The sequence below is a fragment of the Avibacterium paragallinarum genome, assembly GCF_900450705.1.
In the GTDB taxonomy this organism is placed as follows: domain Bacteria; phylum Pseudomonadota; class Gammaproteobacteria; order Enterobacterales; family Pasteurellaceae; genus Avibacterium; species Avibacterium paragallinarum.
The window spans coordinates 275,356-291,285 of sequence record NZ_UGHK01000002.1; the positions used below are offsets into that span (position 1 = coordinate 275,356).

Here is a 15,930-nt window from a genome sequence, read left to right on the forward strand (position 1 = left end):
CCTTTTTCACAAATTTGTGAAAAAGTCGTCAATGGTGAGCTGAATGAGGAGACCGAAAGGTCTGCCGTTTTCTCGTATAGCGGTACTGCGAACCTTGTTCAGTTCACCACCAGTTATTCGCAGTAGCTCGTGGTGAGTTCTAAAAACTTAATACGAGAAACTAAAAATGACAAATTCAAATTTAATTCCAGTCTTCAACGGTTTAATTGCAAATCAACCTGTACAACTCTGTAATGCTCGTGAACTACACGCATTTGTAGAAAGTAAACGACAATATGGCGACTGGATCAAAGATCGCATATCAGACTACGGCTTTGTTCAAAACGAAGACTACATCATCGTCACCGAACGCACCAACGGCAGACCACGCAAGGAATATCACATCACCCTTGATATGGGCAAAGAACTGGCAATGGTCGAACGCAACGAAAAAGGGCGACAAGTTCGCAAATATTTCATCGAGTGCGAACGCAAAGCTTTGCAACAACCGCAACAACTCGCCTTGCCTGAACCCGAAAAGAAATATCCTTTCGAGCATAGCGAAAAAGAGCTACAAAATTTAGCGTGGGATTGGTTCGCCCTTTTCAAATGTGTGGAATTTACCAAAGACATTGTGCCAGCATTAGATGCCATTCAATCCAAATTTGCCCCACAAGCACGGAGTATCGTCTCCGAATATGGCTCTATGCTCCGCCGTCATCAACCACTAATCCAAAAGCTCACCGCCCAATTTGAAATCGAAACTTGGGGCGATGAAAATTGGAATAGAGTACTGCCGACTATTCGGGATAACGAAATTCTTAACCCAAGAAAACGACTCCCACACCGCAATTTCTAAAATTTAACCAAAACCGACCGCACTTTTCACCCGAAAATCGTGTGGCGGTTTCTTGCACCCTAAATTCAGTAATTTGATTAAAAAGGAAACAGAGATGAAACAGCGTGGTTATGAAACATTGGTGGCAGGTTACGTTAAATCAAAATTAGGTGAAAACATCACCACAAGTCAGATTGCAACGCAATATGGCGAGGTTAGCCTTTATCACAACAATAAACTGTATATCGCAGTGTTTGATAATCCAACCACCCTACAGATAGACGACATTAATCGCCAACTCTTCGCAGTACATTTCACGCATGAGCTAATTTATCGAACGGGACGAAAACTACTGACCTTTGAAACCCAACGCTTACTAAAACCAGAAGTAAGTTATTTACTCAGACATCTAAAACAGATGGAGAAGAACAATGCCAATTTATCGCGTACATAGCAGTGCTTACCACGATGGCTCAACTAAAGGATTTCGCCACGACATTAAACATAAACGGCACGACTGTTTTCGTGGTGATGTGAGGATATTTCAAATCATTGATGGATATCCACATCAAATCTCACGGAAGCGGAAACGTTTTACAAATAAAGAAGAGGCTTATCAGTGGGCAAAGCAATTTGCTCAAACCATCACAAAGCAATTAAAAAGGAAACAAAAATGAACATTCAACACGTTAATTTTCACGGTGAAATTCATATTCATCTTCACATTAACCCTCAACAAGAAACGCAATTAAAGCCCGCTTTTATGCCTATGGCGGGCGAAGAATGGGTTAAGCCTGACGATTTTTCTCCTCAATCTCAATCAGATCAGCAATCTTGAATGTTTCCCAAATTAAACGGGAATAAAGTTGCTCAAGGGTAGGTTCTTTATTTGCCCTTTGTAAACGGGACTGCAAGGTGCTGGCAATCTGTTCTTTAGGAAGAATGCTCGCCGCCAACTGCAACCTTTCTGAGTACGTTAAATTTTTCATTATCAATCTCTCCTATATTGGTTGTACGCAAACGCCAATATACCACGTTGGCGAGCGTGGTTAAATAAATCGCCGAAATATAAGGAAGCGAAAAATGAACGATCTTATTAAACATACACTACAAACCCTACTCTTTCTTGTTGCCGTTATCACCGTGCTAAGCCTTGCCGATGCCTACGCACAAACGGCGGAAGATTACTACGCAATGCAAGGTTTCAGCCCTGAACAACTCGCCGAAATGGAACGCCAAGCCAACCTTGAGTGGCAACAAGAACAAGGCGACTTACCGCCCAATTTAACCATTGAGGCTGAAAAATACCTCAAAAATTACACCGCACTTTTGCAACAGGAGATAACCAATGAACGATAGCGAACTTGCCCGAGCGGTGGATACCCAACGCGATCGTCAGTGTGAAGCCCATTACGCTGAAGATGGCTTTGAAGAACGGTTACAAGCAGAAATCCAACGCATTGACGAGCAAATCAGAAAGGGCGATGAAACGCTCTTTGACGATTTCACCCAAACACTGTGCGACAACGATTTATTTTGGCTTGCCGTAGGAAGCGGGGCGGATTACCTCCCCTACCGACAACAAGCCATCGAGAAATTAGCCAAGCAAAAAATCATTCAGAGGATTTAATAATGGAATTCAATTTAATTTTATCCACCGAAAGCAAAGTGCTTTCTACCAACATTTCCACCTTCCAACAACAAGCCGAAAACTATCTTGCCGGGCTTAGCAACAGATTTGAAACGGATGACGACTTCGCCCAAGCAAAGCAAGACATTAAAGATTTAACCGAGCTAGAAAAACGCACTAAAGAAGCCATTGCCAATGCTCAAAATGGCGAAATTAAACAGCTTATTGAACAGGCTCAAGCGATAGCAGAACGTTTCCGCCAAGCTCGTTTAGAGCGTGAAAAGCTGGTGAAAACCAAAGAAGCGGAAATCAAAGCGAGCATTGTTAATGACGCATTTGAACGACTTGCCGCCGTCAAATCAGGCTTTGAAAACGATGTGTGCATTGCACTTGAACAGGTTATCTCAAAAGCCACGATTAAAAAACGCTTAGACGAAGCAACCAAACGCCGTAGCACTCTTGCCACTCTCACGAAAGCTGTAAATGCCGAAGAAACCCTTATCGGGGCAGAAATTGCAACCGAAGCTGCTCGACTTTCTGCGCGTCGTAAGCTAATCCCTATCTCTTATGAGTATCTCTTTAAGGATTGGCTCAATCTGATTACTGGCGATGACGAACTTGAACCACTCATTCAAGCACGAATTGCCGAAGAAGAAAAACGCGAAGCGGAAATAAAAGCCAAAGCGGAACAAGAGGCAAAAGCCCGTGCGGAAGCGAAGTTACAAGAAAACGCCCACAGCCAACAGGAAAACATCAATGAAAATACGGCGAATAGTGGACCGCAAACGCCAAGCCAAGCAACGCCACCAGCGACAACGCAATTTATTCTTAAAATCCCTGCTCAAGAAATCCCATTTACAGGAACGCTTGAACAATTAAGAGAATATTTCGCTCCAGTGAAAGCGTTGGGAATTACTGCAACGATTGTGAAAAAATAAGACGTTACAACCGCCCTACTTCTGATTAAAACAACGGTAAATTAATAATTCCAAATCATCTCTTCAATTAGGGCGGTTTTAGATTTCCCAGTGCGTTCGCTTAATTCTGCTAAGCGTGAAATGGTTTCTTCTTTCAGCTTAAAGCCAGCCAAACGCACACCGCGTTTTTTATCACTTTTAGCTTGCAATTCTCGCAATGTTAACCCTGATTTAGGACGCCCCATAATAAAAACCCCTTGCATTGATGAAATGAATACATTAAGATTTAGGAACTGCCTAGCGATGGTGGCAGCCACCGCTAGGGCTTTTAGAACTCTAATCTAGTAAGCTGGCAGGCTCACTAAGATTAAAATTACTAGGATTAAGACTTTAATCAACATAATCCAGTTCCTTTTTGTTGCCGCTCTCAACAAGGGCGGCTTCTTCATTTCTAGCCCCTTGCTAAAAACAAATGTATTTTAGGTTAAACTAACAAACAAAACAAGTTATTTTTTGGTTTAAGCTAAAATATTTTTTAATTTGACACCGCCCAAACTTCAGCGTAAACTATCCCCACTTTCAAACGAAAGTCGGGATTTGCAGCCCTGAATAAGTACTAGGCGGTTAGAATAGTAGGTCGCCTTATGGTGGCTTTTTTTATAGCCGAAAATCAGAAAATCAAACCTTTTAAAAGGGGTACATCAAATTGATCCCCCCCTTTGAAAGTAGTCAATGATGGACTGATTAAGGGGATCGAAAGATCCACCGTTTACCTAGTACAGCGGCACTGCAAACCTTGATCAGTTCATCACCAGTTATTGCAGGACTAGTGATGAGTTTTTAAAACTTGTACTAGGAGCAGTCAAAATGACTACATTAACTTTTCAAAATAAAAATCTTTCGGTTATCAATCAAAATAATCAACTTTGGATGACGGTTACAGAAATTGGTAACGCATTAGGTTATTCAGATCCATTTAAGTCAGTTAAAAATATCTACGATCGCCACGCTGACGAATTTACCCCAAATATGACCGCACTTATCGAAATGCAAACCAACGGCGGAATGCAAAAAGTGCGAATTTTCAGCTTGCGTGGTGCTCACCTAATCGGAATGCTTTCACATACCAAAGTCGCTAAAGATTTTCGTAAGTGGGTGCTGGATATTCTCGATAAAGAAGTAGAACGACAAAAACCAAAACAACTCGCTTTACCCGAACCCGAGAAAAAATACACCTTTGAATTCACCGAGTACGAGCTTGAACAACTTGCTTGGCTTTGGTTCAGCCACAAAAGAATGAACACCCTACTTGCTGACCTTTACGAACCGCTCAATGCCCTTGGATCAACTTTCAGCGGCAGCGTGTACAGCCACGCCCACGAATATCACCGCCACCACGAGGAAAGCCAAGCCACAATGCAACGCTTGATTGAGCCATTCAAACAATCCACCAAACTCAACTGGCAAAGAGTGATACCCAAAATCACCCCAACAAGAAATTATCTCGATTTCTAAAATTTAACAAAAACCGACCGCACTTCCCCGTGAACCGTGTGGCGGTTTTGCTCAACCTAAATTCAGCCAAAAGGTGAAATTATGTTCAAAATTTTAATGATTATCGGCTTGTTGTGGTGTGCATATGAATTAGATTTAGGCTCAGACTGCGACGGGCATTATTGTGGAATAACAACAGATTTAATAGCAAACAAAGGAAAATAAAATGACAACAGCACTTCAAACTTTAACCCAAAAACTCGCTGAACGCTTTGAAATTGCAGACAGTTCAGGTTTAATACAAACCCTGAAAAACACGGCATTCAAAGGCGATGTAAATGACAGCCAGATGGCCGCACTTTTAATTGTAGCCAATCAATATGGCTTAAATCCTTGGACAAAAGAAATTTATGCCTTCCCTGATAAAGGGGGCGGTATTACACCAATTGTTGGTATTGATGGATGGGCAAGGATTTTAAATGAAAACCCTCAATTTGACGGTATTGAATTCGATTTAGACGAAGAAAAGTGTACTTGTCGTATTTATCGTAAAGATAGATCAAGACCGATTAGCATTACAGAATATATGAGTGAATGCTATCGTGATATACAAGGCCCTTGGAGAACGCACCCTAAAAGGATGTTACGCCACAAGGCAATGATTCAATGTGCAAGGTTAGCTTTTGGCTTTACAGGTATTTACGACCAAGACGAAGCTGAACGCATTGTAGAAAATCAAAAAGAACCGTTAAATGTAACGCTAAAACCGAATGTGATTGAAGGGCAAGCAGTCGAATTAGCCACATCTGAACAAATCGCCACCCTCAATCAGCTTATTCAGCTCACGAACACTGACACTGAAAAAGCCTTTGCCTACTGCAGTGTGCAAAGCATTGAGCAGTTGTCAAAAGCAAAAGCGGAACACTTTATCAAAACGCTTAATGGTCGATTAGATGAATCTGCACAAAATGCCAACAACAAGGCGAGTGAGGAAATTCCACTATGATAGACGGTTTGATCACCCTTGATTGTGAACAAGGCTCGGAAGAATGGCTAGCCGCACGGCTAGGCATTCCTACCGGTACGGGGTTCAAAAATATCGTGCGAATAAGCGGTGATAGATCCGCTACCTATATAAAATACCTTGCCGAGTTGGTCGAAGAAAGCATTTTAGGTTTACCTGACAGCCGTTATAAATCTGATTATATGGAGCGTGGCAACCAGCTTGAACCGCTTGCACGCGGTGCTTATGAGTTCTTGACTGGCAACAAAGTACAGCAAGTCGGCGGCGTGTACCTTGATGAGAAACGAGAAGTAATGGTTAGCCCTGATGGACTCATTCCCGAACTGAAAAAAGGGTTAGAAATTAAATGCCCGAAAATGAGTACACACATTACTTACATTATTGAAGGGGGCATACCGCTTGAATATGTTATCCAAGTGCAAGCGAATCTGTGGGTAACAGGCTATGAAACGTGGGATTTCGTCAGCTACTGCCCCGAATATCAAAAGCAGCCGCTTTATTTATTCACGGTAGAACGAAATCAAGCATTGATGGAAGCGTTTGATTACCATATTCCCGAATTTTTGACCGCACTTAAGGCATTGAAAGCCGAAAATTAATAGTTAGGAGGGCGGTATGAGCCTCTTTTACACATCAGACAAATGGTATTCCTATTTATTACGCGGAGCTTTTAAGAGCAAATCAGGGTTTATTGGCGTAATAAAAACTCAAAATAATGATTTTAAGCCTCACATCTCACTTAATGGTTCTACTGTCTTTTTCCCTTCTTTCAATGACGCTATTTCTGCAGCGTTATTTATTGATGAAAAACGGGTGGAGCTATTAGGCAATGATTGTATTACTAACCAAAGTGCGGGATTAATTTATGGAGATTATACAGTGAAAAATATGAAAAAGGTGATTGATGAATATATTAAGGCAAACAAACTCGGGATTAGATTAGCGAATGTTGCCACAGTATTTCTGGAAGTCCTATGGAGCAATAGAACTCGGCAGGGACGCATTATTGATGCGGAAAAATCATTTAAGAACAGGAAATGTGGTGCTATCCACTTAACTGATGACGAAACAAAGTTAATTCTCAACGATCTGCAAGAATTTGGATTGATTAGAATCACAAGTAACAAATACGGGCCGAAACTTTGGGTCGCAAAACTTGATCTAAAAAAAGAATTACGCCCAACATCCCCAATTACACCAACAACAAAGGAAAAAGATATGCAACAATTAGACAAACTCTCCCCCGAAATGCTGGAAAACTTAGCTAAACAAGCGGCAGAATTAGCAAGAGCGAAAAAACAGGAAGCTGAAGAAAAGCACAATTTAAGAACCCTTCTTGATCCGTTAATCCTTAATGCGGTACAAGCGAAAGGAAAATATGAACGGCTCTTAAATGAACTCCTTGATACCTCAACGGAGCTTGATAATGTGCTGAATGCGTTGAAAGATGCGTTGAAATAATCCTAATTTAACTTGTCTAGCTTAGACAATCCTAGACAATTTTAGACAACCGCCCTCAAATGAGGGCTTTTTTATGAGGCAAAAATGAACACAGACCTACTCAATGAACGAGAAAAAACGCACGGAGACTTTGTCAGCGGTGCGGAAAGCTTTTATCACCTGATGAAACCGATTATTGAAAGCCAGCTTTTTGAACGCAACAAAGTCAAAGCCTACGCAGTCACAATGATTGCCGCCAAACTCACCCGAATTTGTAACGGTGATGAAACCTTCCCCGACCACTGGGCCGACATCATCGGCTACGCTCAATTAGCCACTGGTAAGCAATTTGAGCCAACTGGGACAGTAAGCCTGCCTTTTGCTCAACATATTCATCCAGACTTAGGAGGAGAAAACATATGATTATCGAAATACCAACAACAAAACAAGTTAATATCAAATATATAAAACTAGTAATCCCTGTTAGATATGACGACGAAGATATCCCTTATAATTTTCCGTTGCGCGATGGTGATCAATGGTGCGGAATAATTGATTTAGATACATCTAAAATTGAAAACTGGCCAGAAAACCATCCCGCAAAAATGAATATGAAAATCTGTGATGAGGGAGAATATTATTTACTAGATGAAAATAAAAATGTTATTAGCTCACTGATTAATAATTATATTCCTGATTGTTTACCTAATGATTATGGCGATTATATTGATTTACATATTGATGAAGCGGGTAAGGTTACCAATATGCCTAACAAATTAATATTTGATCAGTTCTTTGGTGGTTGCAGTGAATGATCAATAAAATTTAACCGCTAAATAGCGGTTTTTTATTGGAGAAAAGGAAAGCGTATGAAGATTATAAAACGATTAGCTGAACGAGTGCTTAGAGATGATTTTATTTACCTCGAAAGAAAAGTTGCAGAAAAAGTTAGTGAATTAAGTAAAGAATATCAGAAGATAATTGAAGAGCGAGATAAAACTATTGTTGGCTTGAAAACAGTTATCGAAAATCAAAAAGCAGATATTCTTAAATTAAGAAAACAAGCAGAAAAAAGACCGCACTTTAAACGTAAAAGAAAATAGCAAGGGGAATAAATAATGACAGAAATAGAATATATAAATCCACAAAAAGGGAAATACATTCTTTTAGAATATTCCAAATCCTCTGGCTGGGATATAGTCCGAGAAACAAGATATGGTTTGCCACTTGATGAAATAAAACAAGTACACGCATATCAAATTAAATATCGTGATATTAGCCCTAAAAATTTATTGATTGTGCCAGTGGAGGATTGATTATGGAAATTAAAGAAACCTTACACGTACGAGACTTTATTTATCACGGCTTGCGTTTTGTCTCGGAAGGTTGCCCCCTACTAAAAGAGCCGGGGGATATTAATTACGCACGTTGGGTTATGTTAATGCACGATGTCCCCGCCACCTTAAGTTTTGACATTGAGGAGTATGTTAAACAATTCCCTTTATATTGTATGTATGAAGGGGTTAAGCATAAATTTATTAATGTTTCGAGGTTAGGTAATGTATTTATCACCGATAACCTAAAAAGTACATCTTATAACAAACGTGTGTTAATTACCGATTTATATCAATTTTCAAAGGAAATTTAATAATGAGAAAAATAATTCAAATAAGCAGTAATTCCAATAGCAAGATTATCAACGGTGAAACACTATACGCTTTATGTGATGATGGAAGTATATGGGGGCTTACTGCGGCATTAGATTGTGGTTGGGTACGATTACCCGATATTCCACAAGATGAACCAAAGCAAACAGAACAAAGTAAAGGAGCTTAAAATGAAACCATTTGATTTAAACGCAGCATTAGACGGTAAACCAGTTCAATTGCGAGATGGGCGAAAAGCCTTTGTAAAAGCCGTAATTGAACAACCAAAAGGTCTCAGGCATTATTCGGTTATTGGGTATGCACGCAATGGTATTCATGTAGAATTTCTGCATTGGGGTACTAACGGGGATTGTATTCCAGGCGACATATCAGATGATGACATTGTAGGTATGTGGGAAGAACCTAAACCAAAACGTTTTATTAACGGTATCGAAGTTCCTGAACCAGTAACGTTAAATACTTGGGAAAATGGTAGAAAATACTGGTATGTAAGGTTTACCGCACCTGAATGTGTGCAAGATGACCCATTTTATAAATACAGTAAAAGAGATGAGCGAATGATTTCACAAGGGTTAGTTTTTAAAACTAAGAAAGGTGCTGAAGCAATGATGAAAGCATTGTTAAATTATAACGTAGAGTATAAAAATGATGATAACGCCTATGCTAATAATGGTTGGATTGATATAAATAAACAACTCCCACCACTAGGAACCAAAGTGATTGGTAGATGTGTTATAGATGGTAAAGTGTTAATACTTATTATCGTAAAAAAGCTTGTCGGTAGTGAGTATTGGTTTTCACCCGTTAATATTTACGGTACATTTGATGATAAAGCGGTTGATGTCACGCACTGGCAGCCACTACCAAAACTACCACAAGCCTAACCTAGCAAGTTAGGCTTTTTTATTAGGAAACCCTATGGAAAAACTCACCAAATCCAAAGCGAGGGTAAGAGACTTTGGCGAGGTGTACACACCTCAAAAACTGGTGCAAAAAATGACCGCACTTTTACCCGAAGAGAGCTTTGAGCCTGAAAAGAAAATCCTCGAACCCAGCTGTGGCACGGGGAATTTTTTATATGACATACTCAACCGCAAGCTATGTAAAATCCTCGTAGGTCCAAAGCACCCTTATTACAAAGTGCTGAATATGTATCAAGCACTAGCGAGCGTTTACGGCGTAGATATTCAACTTGATAACGTGATTGAATGCCAATCTCGCCTCAAATCCCTATTTTACGAACGCCTCGCAATGCTCGGTATAAAACCCAACGAAGGACTGGTTGATACTATCCTAGGCAACAATATCAGACGCGGAAATGCGCTTGAAGATACGTTTATGTTTCTCGATCTTGAAGTGTTTTTCAAGGGTAGCCGCACGGATATTGATGTGCCACAAGATAGCTGAGAACATCCACACAAAGTGAGAAATTAGGACTTATGTTGAATTAAACGGAATTAAGTGGGTCAGAAGTCTTATAGAATAAGGGATTGAGCTAAGTCAGTCCCTTTTTTTATGGGTAAAAGTCAGAAAAGCCAAAATGAGAAAAAACTGTAAAAAGCCGTTAAAAAATCCACATAAAGTGAGAAAATTTAACGGCGGTTAAAATCCAGTTTAAATGCCTTTAAATGATGTTTAAATTTATATGGCTAGCCTTTAATCATTTAGCGTTATCTCATCTTGAAAAAGTCTAAAAACCTTTTTATTATCAACTCACTAGGTGCTTAAAAATTCAAAAATAAGCACCTTAGATGGCTTTTTGTCTGAAACCTTAGGCTACGGCACGAACCTCAAGGGCGGCCAGGCTCTCTTTTTGTTCCTTTTCAGTCTGGGCTGCTAATGCTTCGGCTGTTGCCAACAAACCAACTTGTCTATCTTTATTACACCGCCTAAACGCACACACAAGCTGCCATTCGTCATTCGTTAAGCCCTCAGGCGGTTTAGGCTGAACAAAGCCTTGTGCCTTTGTTTCTAGGGCTTGTAGCTTGTTTTCTAGTTGATCTATCCGTTTTTGCAAGTCGTCTTGACTTGGTGTTATGGGATTACCCACTTCTTTTGTTAGAGGTTTTAAAAATCCCAAAGCTCGTTGAACGTTGTCTGGCAGGCTAGAATAATGAAACTCAAAGCCACCGCCTTTTATTCCTTTAGCCTCTCTTTTTATCCAGCCCTCTTGTCTTGCTTTTCTAGTTACATTTGATGGAAATGGAGAAAGCCCACCAATACCAGCCAAATCCTTTGGTAAATACCATTCTTTTTTTGATTTCATAAACCACCTTATCAAATCAAAATTGACTTAATTTGATTTAAAAATAAATATCAATATAAATCAATTAGTTAAATAAAAATAAGGTAAATCATTAAAATTTTTATCAAATCAAATATTGACTTGATAATGAATTGGTAACATAATGCTGACATAGTTAAATGATTTACATTGTTGAAGTAGTTATAAAAACTAATTTTTAAGGATCTCACATAATGAGCAGAAATAAAAGATCTCAAGATATGAGTAACCACGAAATTCGTGGTGAGCTGATGAAAAGAGGCAAATCCTTATCTCGATTAGGAATTGAAAACGGGTTAGCAAAAACGACTGTTCGCAATGCGTTAGATAAACCCTACCCCAAAGGAGAGAAGATTATCGCTGATGCTTTAGGTCTAGAGCCTTGGGATATATGGCCTAGTCGTTACGCCAATCAAAGATAAGGGTTTGGATTATGAAAGAATGGGTTACAGCTAAAGAAATTGCTGGAATTGCTGGCTTATCAACGCACCCAAGTAATGTAAATAGACTGGCAAGAAAAGAGCAATGGAAGTTTAGAAAAGTAAAAGGAGTTCAAGGGGGAGGATACGAATACGCCTTCACCTCTCTCCCCCAAGAAGTCCAAGCGGAGTATTTACTTAAAAACACCACCTTACCAAAACCAAGTGCGGTGGAAAAACAGGCTGAACAGCAAATGACCGAAAGTGCTTGGAACGTTTTTGCCTCCGCAACCACTGAACAAGAACGCCGTGCTGAACGTCGTTTTAATGCGGTGATGAAGCTAAAAGGGTTGCTTGATATGCGTCTTAAATTAATGGACGCCATGGATCGGGTGGTTGAGCATTTTGCGGGGCAAGAAGGTGAAGCGGTGAGCCGTGGAAGTCTGAAGCGTTGGTGGTACAAAGTGAAAAATCACCCGCAAAGTAACTGGTTGCCCTTATTGTTAGACAGGGTTGAGCGTGATACCACAAACCGCTATGCCGAAATTGATGATAAAGCGTGGCAATTCTTTTTAGGGGAATACTGTCGTCAATCGCAACCTAACTTTGCCATTTGTTATGAAGAACTGATGTATGCAGCGGAGGAAAACGGCTGGGCAGTGCCAAGTCTTAACACCTTAAAACGCAAATTTAACCGAGAGCTGACGCCCGCCCAAATTGCCCTGATGCGGGGCGGTGATCACGCCCTGCGTGAGTTGGTTAAACCGCAACGCCGTAGCGTCGCCCACCTTGAAGCTCTTGAGATTATCAATGGCGATGGCTATCAGCATAACGTGTTTGTGGATTGGTATGAAGACGGCTCGCGCCCTATCCGCCCAAAAACCTGGTTTTGGCAAGATGTTCGCACCCGTCGCATTTTGGCGTACTGCGTGGACGACAGCGAAAACGGCGATCAAATCCGTCAAGCCACCCTGCGATTAATCAAACAATATGGCATCCCAAAGAAAATTTTAATGGATAACACCCGAGCCGCCTCCGATTTGCAAACCTCCACCCAAACCAAACGAGGTAAGCGGAATAAAGCCATTGTGGTTGATGGGTTGTTTGAACGCCTTGGTATCCAAGTGATCCGAACCCTTGTATTTAAAGGGCGAGGCAATGGACGAGCCAAGCCGATTGAGCGTGCGTTTAGACGTGATGGATTGCCCGCTTACATTGACCGAAACCGCTTATGTGAAGGCTTTTTTACGGGGGATAGCCCAACGGAAAAACCCGAAAACTACCAATACAAAAAAGGCTTAGATAAAGCGACATTTTTACAAATTGTTGAAGAGGGTGTGCGTAAGTGGAACGCCAAGAAAGGACGCCAAAGTGAGCTAGGGCAAGGCATTTACAGTGCCGATGAGTTATGGGCAAGGGATTATGCCCAAGTTGAAGTGATAAAACCTACCGATGAGCAGTTACGCCAATTAATGATGTTAGGCGAAAGCACCAAAGTGGACAAATACGGCTGTTTTACCCTCAAAGCGGGCTACCGCCTAGACGGCGAGAAAAACACTTACTACGCCGAAGCCCTACAAGGTGGGCAATACCCTTATGTTGTAGTGCGTTTTGACCCCGACGACTTACACGGCACGGTGTATGTATATGACTTAAATGGGGTGTATTTGTGCGATGCCATTTGCGACAAACCACTTGCCTTTGACAGCGTGAAAGGTGCAGCAATGCAACGACGACTTGAGAGCCAAGAAGCGCGACAAACCAAAAAACAACTACAAACCATTGAGAAAATGGATAAACACCAACACGAACAATACCGCAAGCATTTTGACGAAACGCCAGCGGCCGAATTGGTTGAACCGAAGAAAGTCAAAACGCTGGAATTATTTGAAGGTAACCTGCAACGCAAAGTGCAAGACACCGACTGGCTGGCCGATGACAACACAACGACAGAAAGCGGCTTTGCCAAAGGTGTGGCGAAGTTTATTGAACAGAACAATGCCGATTAACCCAACAGGAGTAAACAATGAAACAACGAAATCTACAACGCAAAAAGAGCCTAAAAGTCGCAAACGTACTCAAAGCCCTTGAACGTGAAAATGCGGAGCAACTCAATCAAGCCAAAGAAAACGAGGAAGTTGTCGCTCAACTTGAAAAGCAAGCCTTGAGTAGCGTTGCAAGAAAGTGGGAATTGACTGAACAATTTCTTGCCGATACGACACTTCCCCACTCTTTGCAAGTCGCGTTGAAAGACTATCAAGCCGCGTTAAGTATCGCCATTTCGCAAAAAGTAAAAGTAAATAGACGTCTTTTGGGGGGATTTTGAAATGACGGCTAAACCAGTAAACCAAGTTGACTTGATGTTCTTTACTCTTTGCATAGGTAAATTCTTCAACGTAAGGCAAAAAACGCTGTTCAATCAGCGTGTAACGAGAAAAATCAATTTTATGCAAGATGAAATTTAATCGTTTTTTAAGCGATTTATGAATGCCTTTAAACACGGTTTTTTGATGTTTTTTGGCAAATTTAACAATCACAGGATCCATAAGTTACTCCAGTGGAACAAGAGGACAAAAAAATGACAGAAATTATTGAACAAATCAAGCAAATTATTGAAAGCGGTGAGATTGCTCAAGCGGCACTGGCGAGAGAGGTTGATTTAAGCGGTGGCGCGTTGTCTAGCTTTTTAAATGGCAAGTATAAAGGGGATAACCAGAAAATTCGTCAGGTTTTAGAAAATTGGTTAGAACAACGTGAAATCAAACGCAGCCAATTTATCTCTGCCCCTGATTTTATCGAAACGCCAACCGCGAAGCTGATCCACACCATCATTAGCTATGCGCACGCGTTAGGTTGTATCACCACCGTATTTGGAATGAGTGGCGCAGGCAAAACCGTCGCGGCGCGAGAATACCAAAAACGCCACCGTAATGTATGGCTGGTTACCGCTAGCCCAAGCCGTGCTAGCCTTGCGGAAATGCTCTACGAAATCGCTCTTGCTTTAGGCGTTGGTGAACCGCCGAAGCGAAAAGCCGCCCTTGCACGCTTAATCGAAGCACGAATGAAAGATACTAAAGGCTTGTTGATTATTGACGAAGCGGATCACCTTTCTTACGAAACCTTGGAGGAGCTCCGACTTATTAAGGAAGCCTGCGACATTGGAATGACCTTAATCGGCAACGACAAGGTTTACACCCGTATGCGTGGCGGCATTAACCAAAGCCACGATTTTGCCCGCCTTTGGTCGCGTAGTGCGAAAAACGAAAGCATTCAGCATTGCAAAAAAGAAGACATTGTCGCCATTGCCAATGCGTGGCAACTGGATACCACAGATAAAAAACTGATCAGCTTATTAGCAGAAACCGGCAAGCGAGGTGGTGGCTTACGCATTTTAACCCAAGTGCTACGCCTTGCGTGGTTTAGTGCCAACGGCGACAACAAACGCCTTGATTATGACTACATTTTAGCGGCGAAAAATGAATTGCAAGGGGGAACGGTATGAAACGCACCACATTAACCCACCCAAACCCTGTTTTACGAGGCAATAACGAGATGGTGTTGAACTACCTAAGCCAAGTGCAAAAGTGCATTAGAAAGCTGGAAGAAATGGGCTTGCACGTGATTAATGTGCATTTTGAACATATCAAACCAAAAGTGCGGGTGCAACCCAACCATAACACCAAAGAACTAGAAAAAACCGCTCAAGCGATGCGGTATATCCTCGGCAATGATGGACAACGCTTTGACGAGTGGCAAATGATAGTGGAAGGCATCAAGGTAGTTTGGAGGAGTTATGCCAACTAGAAAGTGCGGCGAACGGGGGAAAGCAAAATGCCATACCGTTTATGCAATCTATAAAGGCGAAATCAATATCGCTGATGGCACAGCCGCAGAGCTAGCAAGACGATTAAACAAAAGCCAAGGTTATATCCGTATGCTAGCCAGTAGCAGAATACATAAGTTAGCAGAACAAAATCCAAACCGCTTAATGGCAATCAAAATCGGTTATACCACCGATGAACTATAAGGAGAAAAAAATGAAAAAACTCACCCTAATTTGCACCGCACTTTTATTGGCAGGGTGTGATGGACAAACCTGTGCCAAGTTTACCGACGTGCGAATTGCGGAAATTTGCAAAGGTGGCGTGGTGTATTTAGTTGTTAATAACGGCGGCATCACCCCAAAAATCAACGGCAATTATGACGTTTATACCTGTAATCAATCAGCTAACCCATAG

At 41.2% G+C, this 15,930-nt stretch carries 29 protein-coding genes; 26 read left to right on the plus strand and 3 right to left on the minus strand.

Translation table 11 applies throughout. From position 1 onward, the window contains the following. Positions 1-166: 166 nt before the first annotated feature. The 4 genes from DXZ23_RS15685 to DXZ23_RS15365 all read left to right on the plus strand — a co-directional run bounded on the left by DXZ23_RS15685 (position 167) and on the right by DXZ23_RS15365 (position 1,655). On the plus strand, positions 167-838 hold the full coding sequence (locus DXZ23_RS15685; RefSeq protein ID WP_017806444.1) for a P22AR C-terminal domain-containing protein: 672 nt from the start codon (positions 167-169) through the stop codon (positions 836-838). A gap of 94 nt (positions 839-932) precedes the next feature. Next, positions 933-1,271 carry a hypothetical protein gene (locus tag DXZ23_RS05935; protein ID WP_035695848.1) on the plus strand — a complete coding sequence of 113 codons (339 nt, stop codon included), beginning with the start codon at positions 933-935 and terminating at the stop codon, positions 1,269-1,271. Further along, on the plus strand, positions 1,249-1,494 hold the full coding sequence (locus DXZ23_RS05940; RefSeq protein ID WP_017806442.1) for a hypothetical protein: 246 nt from the start codon (positions 1,249-1,251) through the stop codon (positions 1,492-1,494). Before DXZ23_RS05935 ends, DXZ23_RS05940 begins: the two co-directional genes overlap by 23 nt. Further along, positions 1,491-1,655, plus strand: coding sequence for a hypothetical protein (locus DXZ23_RS15365; protein ID WP_017806441.1), 165 nt, complete (start codon positions 1,491-1,493; stop codon positions 1,653-1,655). Before DXZ23_RS05940 ends, DXZ23_RS15365 begins: the two co-directional genes overlap by 4 nt. A 95-nt stretch (positions 1,656-1,750) precedes the next feature. Here DXZ23_RS15365 and DXZ23_RS15370 read toward each other — a convergent pair whose 3' ends face one another. Further along, complete coding sequence (locus DXZ23_RS15370; RefSeq protein WP_021724373.1) at positions 1,751-1,921, minus strand: hypothetical protein; 171 nt, start codon at positions 1,919-1,921, stop codon at positions 1,751-1,753. Between DXZ23_RS15370 and DXZ23_RS05945 the strand changes: the two genes are divergently transcribed. From DXZ23_RS05945 to DXZ23_RS05955, 3 genes are read left to right on the plus strand one after another with little or no spacing between them, the layout of a single operon-like run. Further along, on the plus strand, positions 1,901-2,176 hold the full coding sequence (locus tag DXZ23_RS05945) for a hypothetical protein (RefSeq protein WP_051185310.1): 276 nt from the start codon (positions 1,901-1,903) through the stop codon (positions 2,174-2,176). The genes DXZ23_RS15370 and DXZ23_RS05945 overlap by 21 nt on opposite strands. Further along, positions 2,166-2,447, plus strand: coding sequence for a hypothetical protein (locus DXZ23_RS05950; RefSeq protein ID WP_114995454.1), 282 nt, complete (start codon positions 2,166-2,168; stop codon positions 2,445-2,447). Before DXZ23_RS05945 ends, DXZ23_RS05950 begins: the two co-directional genes overlap by 11 nt. A 2-nt stretch (positions 2,448-2,449) precedes the next feature. Then, positions 2,450-3,385, plus strand: a complete 936-nt coding sequence (locus DXZ23_RS05955) for a hypothetical protein (protein ID WP_114995456.1) — start codon at positions 2,450-2,452, stop codon at positions 3,383-3,385. Between the two features lie 41 nt (positions 3,386-3,426). Here DXZ23_RS05955 and DXZ23_RS05960 read toward each other — a convergent pair whose 3' ends face one another. Further along, positions 3,427-3,609: a ribbon-helix-helix protein, CopG family gene (locus tag DXZ23_RS05960; RefSeq protein WP_017806436.1), complete on the minus strand. Its 183-nt coding sequence runs from the start codon at positions 3,607-3,609 to the stop codon at positions 3,427-3,429. Between the two features lie 622 nt (positions 3,610-4,231). On the opposite strand from DXZ23_RS05960, the gene DXZ23_RS05965 reads away from it, so the two are divergent. The 12 genes from DXZ23_RS05965 (at position 4,232) to DXZ23_RS06020 (ending at position 10,396) form a co-directional block, all read left to right on the plus strand. Beyond that, entirely contained in the window at positions 4,232-4,879 is a 648-nt protein-coding gene (locus DXZ23_RS05965; RefSeq protein ID WP_021724377.1) for a P22AR C-terminal domain-containing protein, read from the plus strand. Between the two features lie 205 nt (positions 4,880-5,084). Continuing rightward, a complete protein-coding gene (bet, locus tag DXZ23_RS05970) occupies positions 5,085-5,864 on the plus strand; it encodes a phage recombination protein Bet (protein ID WP_021724378.1) in 780 nt (259 codons plus the stop codon). Beyond that, positions 5,861-6,481, plus strand: coding sequence for a YqaJ viral recombinase family protein (locus tag DXZ23_RS05975; RefSeq protein ID WP_017807512.1), 621 nt, complete (start codon positions 5,861-5,863; stop codon positions 6,479-6,481). The genes bet and DXZ23_RS05975 overlap by 4 nt, the downstream gene beginning before the upstream one ends. A gap of 16 nt (positions 6,482-6,497) precedes the next feature. Beyond that, positions 6,498-7,343 (plus strand): hypothetical protein, encoded by an 846-nt coding sequence (locus DXZ23_RS05980; protein WP_017807511.1) that lies wholly within the window; start codon positions 6,498-6,500, stop codon positions 7,341-7,343. A gap of 84 nt (positions 7,344-7,427) precedes the next feature. Beyond that, positions 7,428-7,745, plus strand: a complete 318-nt coding sequence (locus tag DXZ23_RS05985; RefSeq protein ID WP_021724380.1) for a hypothetical protein — start codon at positions 7,428-7,430, stop codon at positions 7,743-7,745. Beyond that, positions 7,742-8,137: a hypothetical protein gene (locus tag DXZ23_RS05990; protein ID WP_051185287.1), complete on the plus strand. Its 396-nt coding sequence runs from the start codon at positions 7,742-7,744 to the stop codon at positions 8,135-8,137. Before DXZ23_RS05985 ends, DXZ23_RS05990 begins: the two co-directional genes overlap by 4 nt. A gap of 54 nt (positions 8,138-8,191) precedes the next feature. Continuing rightward, positions 8,192-8,425 (plus strand): hypothetical protein, encoded by a 234-nt coding sequence (locus DXZ23_RS05995; RefSeq protein ID WP_035695852.1) that lies wholly within the window; start codon positions 8,192-8,194, stop codon positions 8,423-8,425. Positions 8,426-8,440: 15 nt separating this feature from the next. Further along, positions 8,441-8,638: a hypothetical protein gene (locus DXZ23_RS06000; RefSeq protein WP_017807560.1), complete on the plus strand. Its 198-nt coding sequence runs from the start codon at positions 8,441-8,443 to the stop codon at positions 8,636-8,638. A 2-nt stretch (positions 8,639-8,640) separates the two neighbouring features. Beyond that, positions 8,641-8,970 (plus strand): hypothetical protein, encoded by a 330-nt coding sequence (locus DXZ23_RS06005; RefSeq protein ID WP_017807559.1) that lies wholly within the window; start codon positions 8,641-8,643, stop codon positions 8,968-8,970. Between the two features lie 2 nt (positions 8,971-8,972). Then, complete coding sequence (locus tag DXZ23_RS06010) at positions 8,973-9,158, plus strand: hypothetical protein (protein WP_017807558.1); 186 nt, start codon at positions 8,973-8,975, stop codon at positions 9,156-9,158. Position 9,159: 1 nt separating this feature from the next. Next, positions 9,160-9,873: an HP1-YO09 family phage-derived protein gene (locus DXZ23_RS06015; protein WP_051185311.1), complete on the plus strand. Its 714-nt coding sequence runs from the start codon at positions 9,160-9,162 to the stop codon at positions 9,871-9,873. Between the two features lie 34 nt (positions 9,874-9,907). After that, positions 9,908-10,396 carry an N-6 DNA methylase gene (locus DXZ23_RS06020; RefSeq protein ID WP_017807486.1) on the plus strand — a complete coding sequence of 163 codons (489 nt, stop codon included), beginning with the start codon at positions 9,908-9,910 and terminating at the stop codon, positions 10,394-10,396. A 364-nt stretch (positions 10,397-10,760) separates the two neighbouring features. Here DXZ23_RS06020 and DXZ23_RS06025 read toward each other — a convergent pair whose 3' ends face one another. Then, on the minus strand, positions 10,761-11,255 hold the full coding sequence (locus tag DXZ23_RS06025; RefSeq protein ID WP_035695855.1) for a DNA-binding protein: 495 nt from the start codon (positions 11,253-11,255) through the stop codon (positions 10,761-10,763). 212 nt (positions 11,256-11,467) lie between these two features. Here DXZ23_RS06025 and DXZ23_RS06030 point away from each other — a divergent pair, with 212 nt between their 5' ends. The 7 genes from DXZ23_RS06030 to DXZ23_RS06060 all read left to right on the plus strand — a co-directional run bounded on the left by DXZ23_RS06030 (position 11,468) and on the right by DXZ23_RS06060 (position 15,930). After that, complete coding sequence (locus DXZ23_RS06030) at positions 11,468-11,695, plus strand: helix-turn-helix domain-containing protein (RefSeq protein WP_017807582.1); 228 nt, start codon at positions 11,468-11,470, stop codon at positions 11,693-11,695. Positions 11,696-11,706: 11 nt separating this feature from the next. Then, on the plus strand, positions 11,707-13,701 hold the full coding sequence (locus tag DXZ23_RS06035) for a transposase domain-containing protein (RefSeq protein ID WP_114995461.1): 1,995 nt from the start codon (positions 11,707-11,709) through the stop codon (positions 13,699-13,701). A gap of 17 nt (positions 13,702-13,718) precedes the next feature. Then, positions 13,719-14,018: a hypothetical protein gene (locus DXZ23_RS06040; protein ID WP_017806855.1), complete on the plus strand. Its 300-nt coding sequence runs from the start codon at positions 13,719-13,721 to the stop codon at positions 14,016-14,018. 252 nt (positions 14,019-14,270) lie between these two features. Beyond that, a complete protein-coding gene (locus DXZ23_RS06045; RefSeq protein WP_035695826.1) occupies positions 14,271-15,194 on the plus strand; it encodes an AAA family ATPase in 924 nt (307 codons plus the stop codon). Continuing rightward, positions 15,191-15,496: an HI_1482 family protein gene (locus tag DXZ23_RS06050; protein ID WP_035695611.1), complete on the plus strand. Its 306-nt coding sequence runs from the start codon at positions 15,191-15,193 to the stop codon at positions 15,494-15,496. Before DXZ23_RS06045 ends, DXZ23_RS06050 begins: the two co-directional genes overlap by 4 nt. Next, positions 15,486-15,719, plus strand: coding sequence for a hypothetical protein (locus DXZ23_RS06055; RefSeq protein ID WP_021723750.1), 234 nt, complete (start codon positions 15,486-15,488; stop codon positions 15,717-15,719). The genes DXZ23_RS06050 and DXZ23_RS06055 overlap by 11 nt, the downstream gene beginning before the upstream one ends. A gap of 10 nt (positions 15,720-15,729) precedes the next feature. Beyond that, positions 15,730-15,930, plus strand: a complete 201-nt coding sequence (locus tag DXZ23_RS06060) for a hypothetical protein (protein ID WP_114995463.1) — start codon at positions 15,730-15,732, stop codon at positions 15,928-15,930.

Coding starts and splice junctions, on each gene's coding strand:
- DXZ23_RS06040 (WP_017806855.1), top strand. CDS start 13,719: ATGAAACAACGAAATCTACAACGCAAAAAGAGCCTAAAAGTCGCAAAC.
- DXZ23_RS06020 (WP_017807486.1), top strand. CDS start 9,908: ATGGAAAAACTCACCAAATCCAAAGCGAGGGTAAGAGACTTTGGCGAG.
- DXZ23_RS06030 (WP_017807582.1), top strand. CDS start 11,468: ATGAGCAGAAATAAAAGATCTCAAGATATGAGTAACCACGAAATTCGT.
- DXZ23_RS05935 (WP_035695848.1), top strand. CDS start 933: ATGAAACAGCGTGGTTATGAAACATTGGTGGCAGGTTACGTTAAATCA.
- bet (WP_021724378.1), top strand. CDS start 5,085: ATGACAACAGCACTTCAAACTTTAACCCAAAAACTCGCTGAACGCTTT.
- DXZ23_RS06005 (WP_017807559.1), top strand. CDS start 8,641: ATGGAAATTAAAGAAACCTTACACGTACGAGACTTTATTTATCACGGC.
- DXZ23_RS05960 (WP_017806436.1), bottom strand. CDS start 3,609: ATGGGGCGTCCTAAATCAGGGTTAACATTGCGAGAATTGCAAGCTAAA.
- DXZ23_RS05975 (WP_017807512.1), top strand. CDS start 5,861: ATGATAGACGGTTTGATCACCCTTGATTGTGAACAAGGCTCGGAAGAA.
- DXZ23_RS05940 (WP_017806442.1), top strand. CDS start 1,249: ATGCCAATTTATCGCGTACATAGCAGTGCTTACCACGATGGCTCAACT.
- DXZ23_RS06015 (WP_051185311.1), top strand. CDS start 9,160: ATGAAACCATTTGATTTAAACGCAGCATTAGACGGTAAACCAGTTCAA.
- DXZ23_RS05965 (WP_021724377.1), top strand. CDS start 4,232: ATGACTACATTAACTTTTCAAAATAAAAATCTTTCGGTTATCAATCAA.
- DXZ23_RS05945 (WP_051185310.1), top strand. CDS start 1,901: ATGAACGATCTTATTAAACATACACTACAAACCCTACTCTTTCTTGTT.
- DXZ23_RS15370 (WP_021724373.1), bottom strand. CDS start 1,921: ATGTTTAATAAGATCGTTCATTTTTCGCTTCCTTATATTTCGGCGATT.
- DXZ23_RS05985 (WP_021724380.1), top strand. CDS start 7,428: ATGAACACAGACCTACTCAATGAACGAGAAAAAACGCACGGAGACTTT.
- DXZ23_RS06000 (WP_017807560.1), top strand. CDS start 8,441: ATGACAGAAATAGAATATATAAATCCACAAAAAGGGAAATACATTCTT.
- DXZ23_RS15685 (WP_017806444.1), top strand. CDS start 167: ATGACAAATTCAAATTTAATTCCAGTCTTCAACGGTTTAATTGCAAAT.
- DXZ23_RS05980 (WP_017807511.1), top strand. CDS start 6,498: ATGAGCCTCTTTTACACATCAGACAAATGGTATTCCTATTTATTACGC.
- DXZ23_RS06035 (WP_114995461.1), top strand. CDS start 11,707: ATGAAAGAATGGGTTACAGCTAAAGAAATTGCTGGAATTGCTGGCTTA.
- DXZ23_RS06060 (WP_114995463.1), top strand. CDS start 15,730: ATGAAAAAACTCACCCTAATTTGCACCGCACTTTTATTGGCAGGGTGT.
- DXZ23_RS05990 (WP_051185287.1), top strand. CDS start 7,742: ATGATTATCGAAATACCAACAACAAAACAAGTTAATATCAAATATATA.
- DXZ23_RS15365 (WP_017806441.1), top strand. CDS start 1,491: ATGAACATTCAACACGTTAATTTTCACGGTGAAATTCATATTCATCTT.
- DXZ23_RS06025 (WP_035695855.1), bottom strand. CDS start 11,255: ATGAAATCAAAAAAAGAATGGTATTTACCAAAGGATTTGGCTGGTATT.
- DXZ23_RS06010 (WP_017807558.1), top strand. CDS start 8,973: ATGAGAAAAATAATTCAAATAAGCAGTAATTCCAATAGCAAGATTATC.
- DXZ23_RS05995 (WP_035695852.1), top strand. CDS start 8,192: ATGAAGATTATAAAACGATTAGCTGAACGAGTGCTTAGAGATGATTTT.
- DXZ23_RS05955 (WP_114995456.1), top strand. CDS start 2,450: ATGGAATTCAATTTAATTTTATCCACCGAAAGCAAAGTGCTTTCTACC.
- DXZ23_RS06050 (WP_035695611.1), top strand. CDS start 15,191: ATGAAACGCACCACATTAACCCACCCAAACCCTGTTTTACGAGGCAAT.
- DXZ23_RS05950 (WP_114995454.1), top strand. CDS start 2,166: ATGAACGATAGCGAACTTGCCCGAGCGGTGGATACCCAACGCGATCGT.
- DXZ23_RS06045 (WP_035695826.1), top strand. CDS start 14,271: ATGACAGAAATTATTGAACAAATCAAGCAAATTATTGAAAGCGGTGAG.
- DXZ23_RS06055 (WP_021723750.1), top strand. CDS start 15,486: ATGCCAACTAGAAAGTGCGGCGAACGGGGGAAAGCAAAATGCCATACC.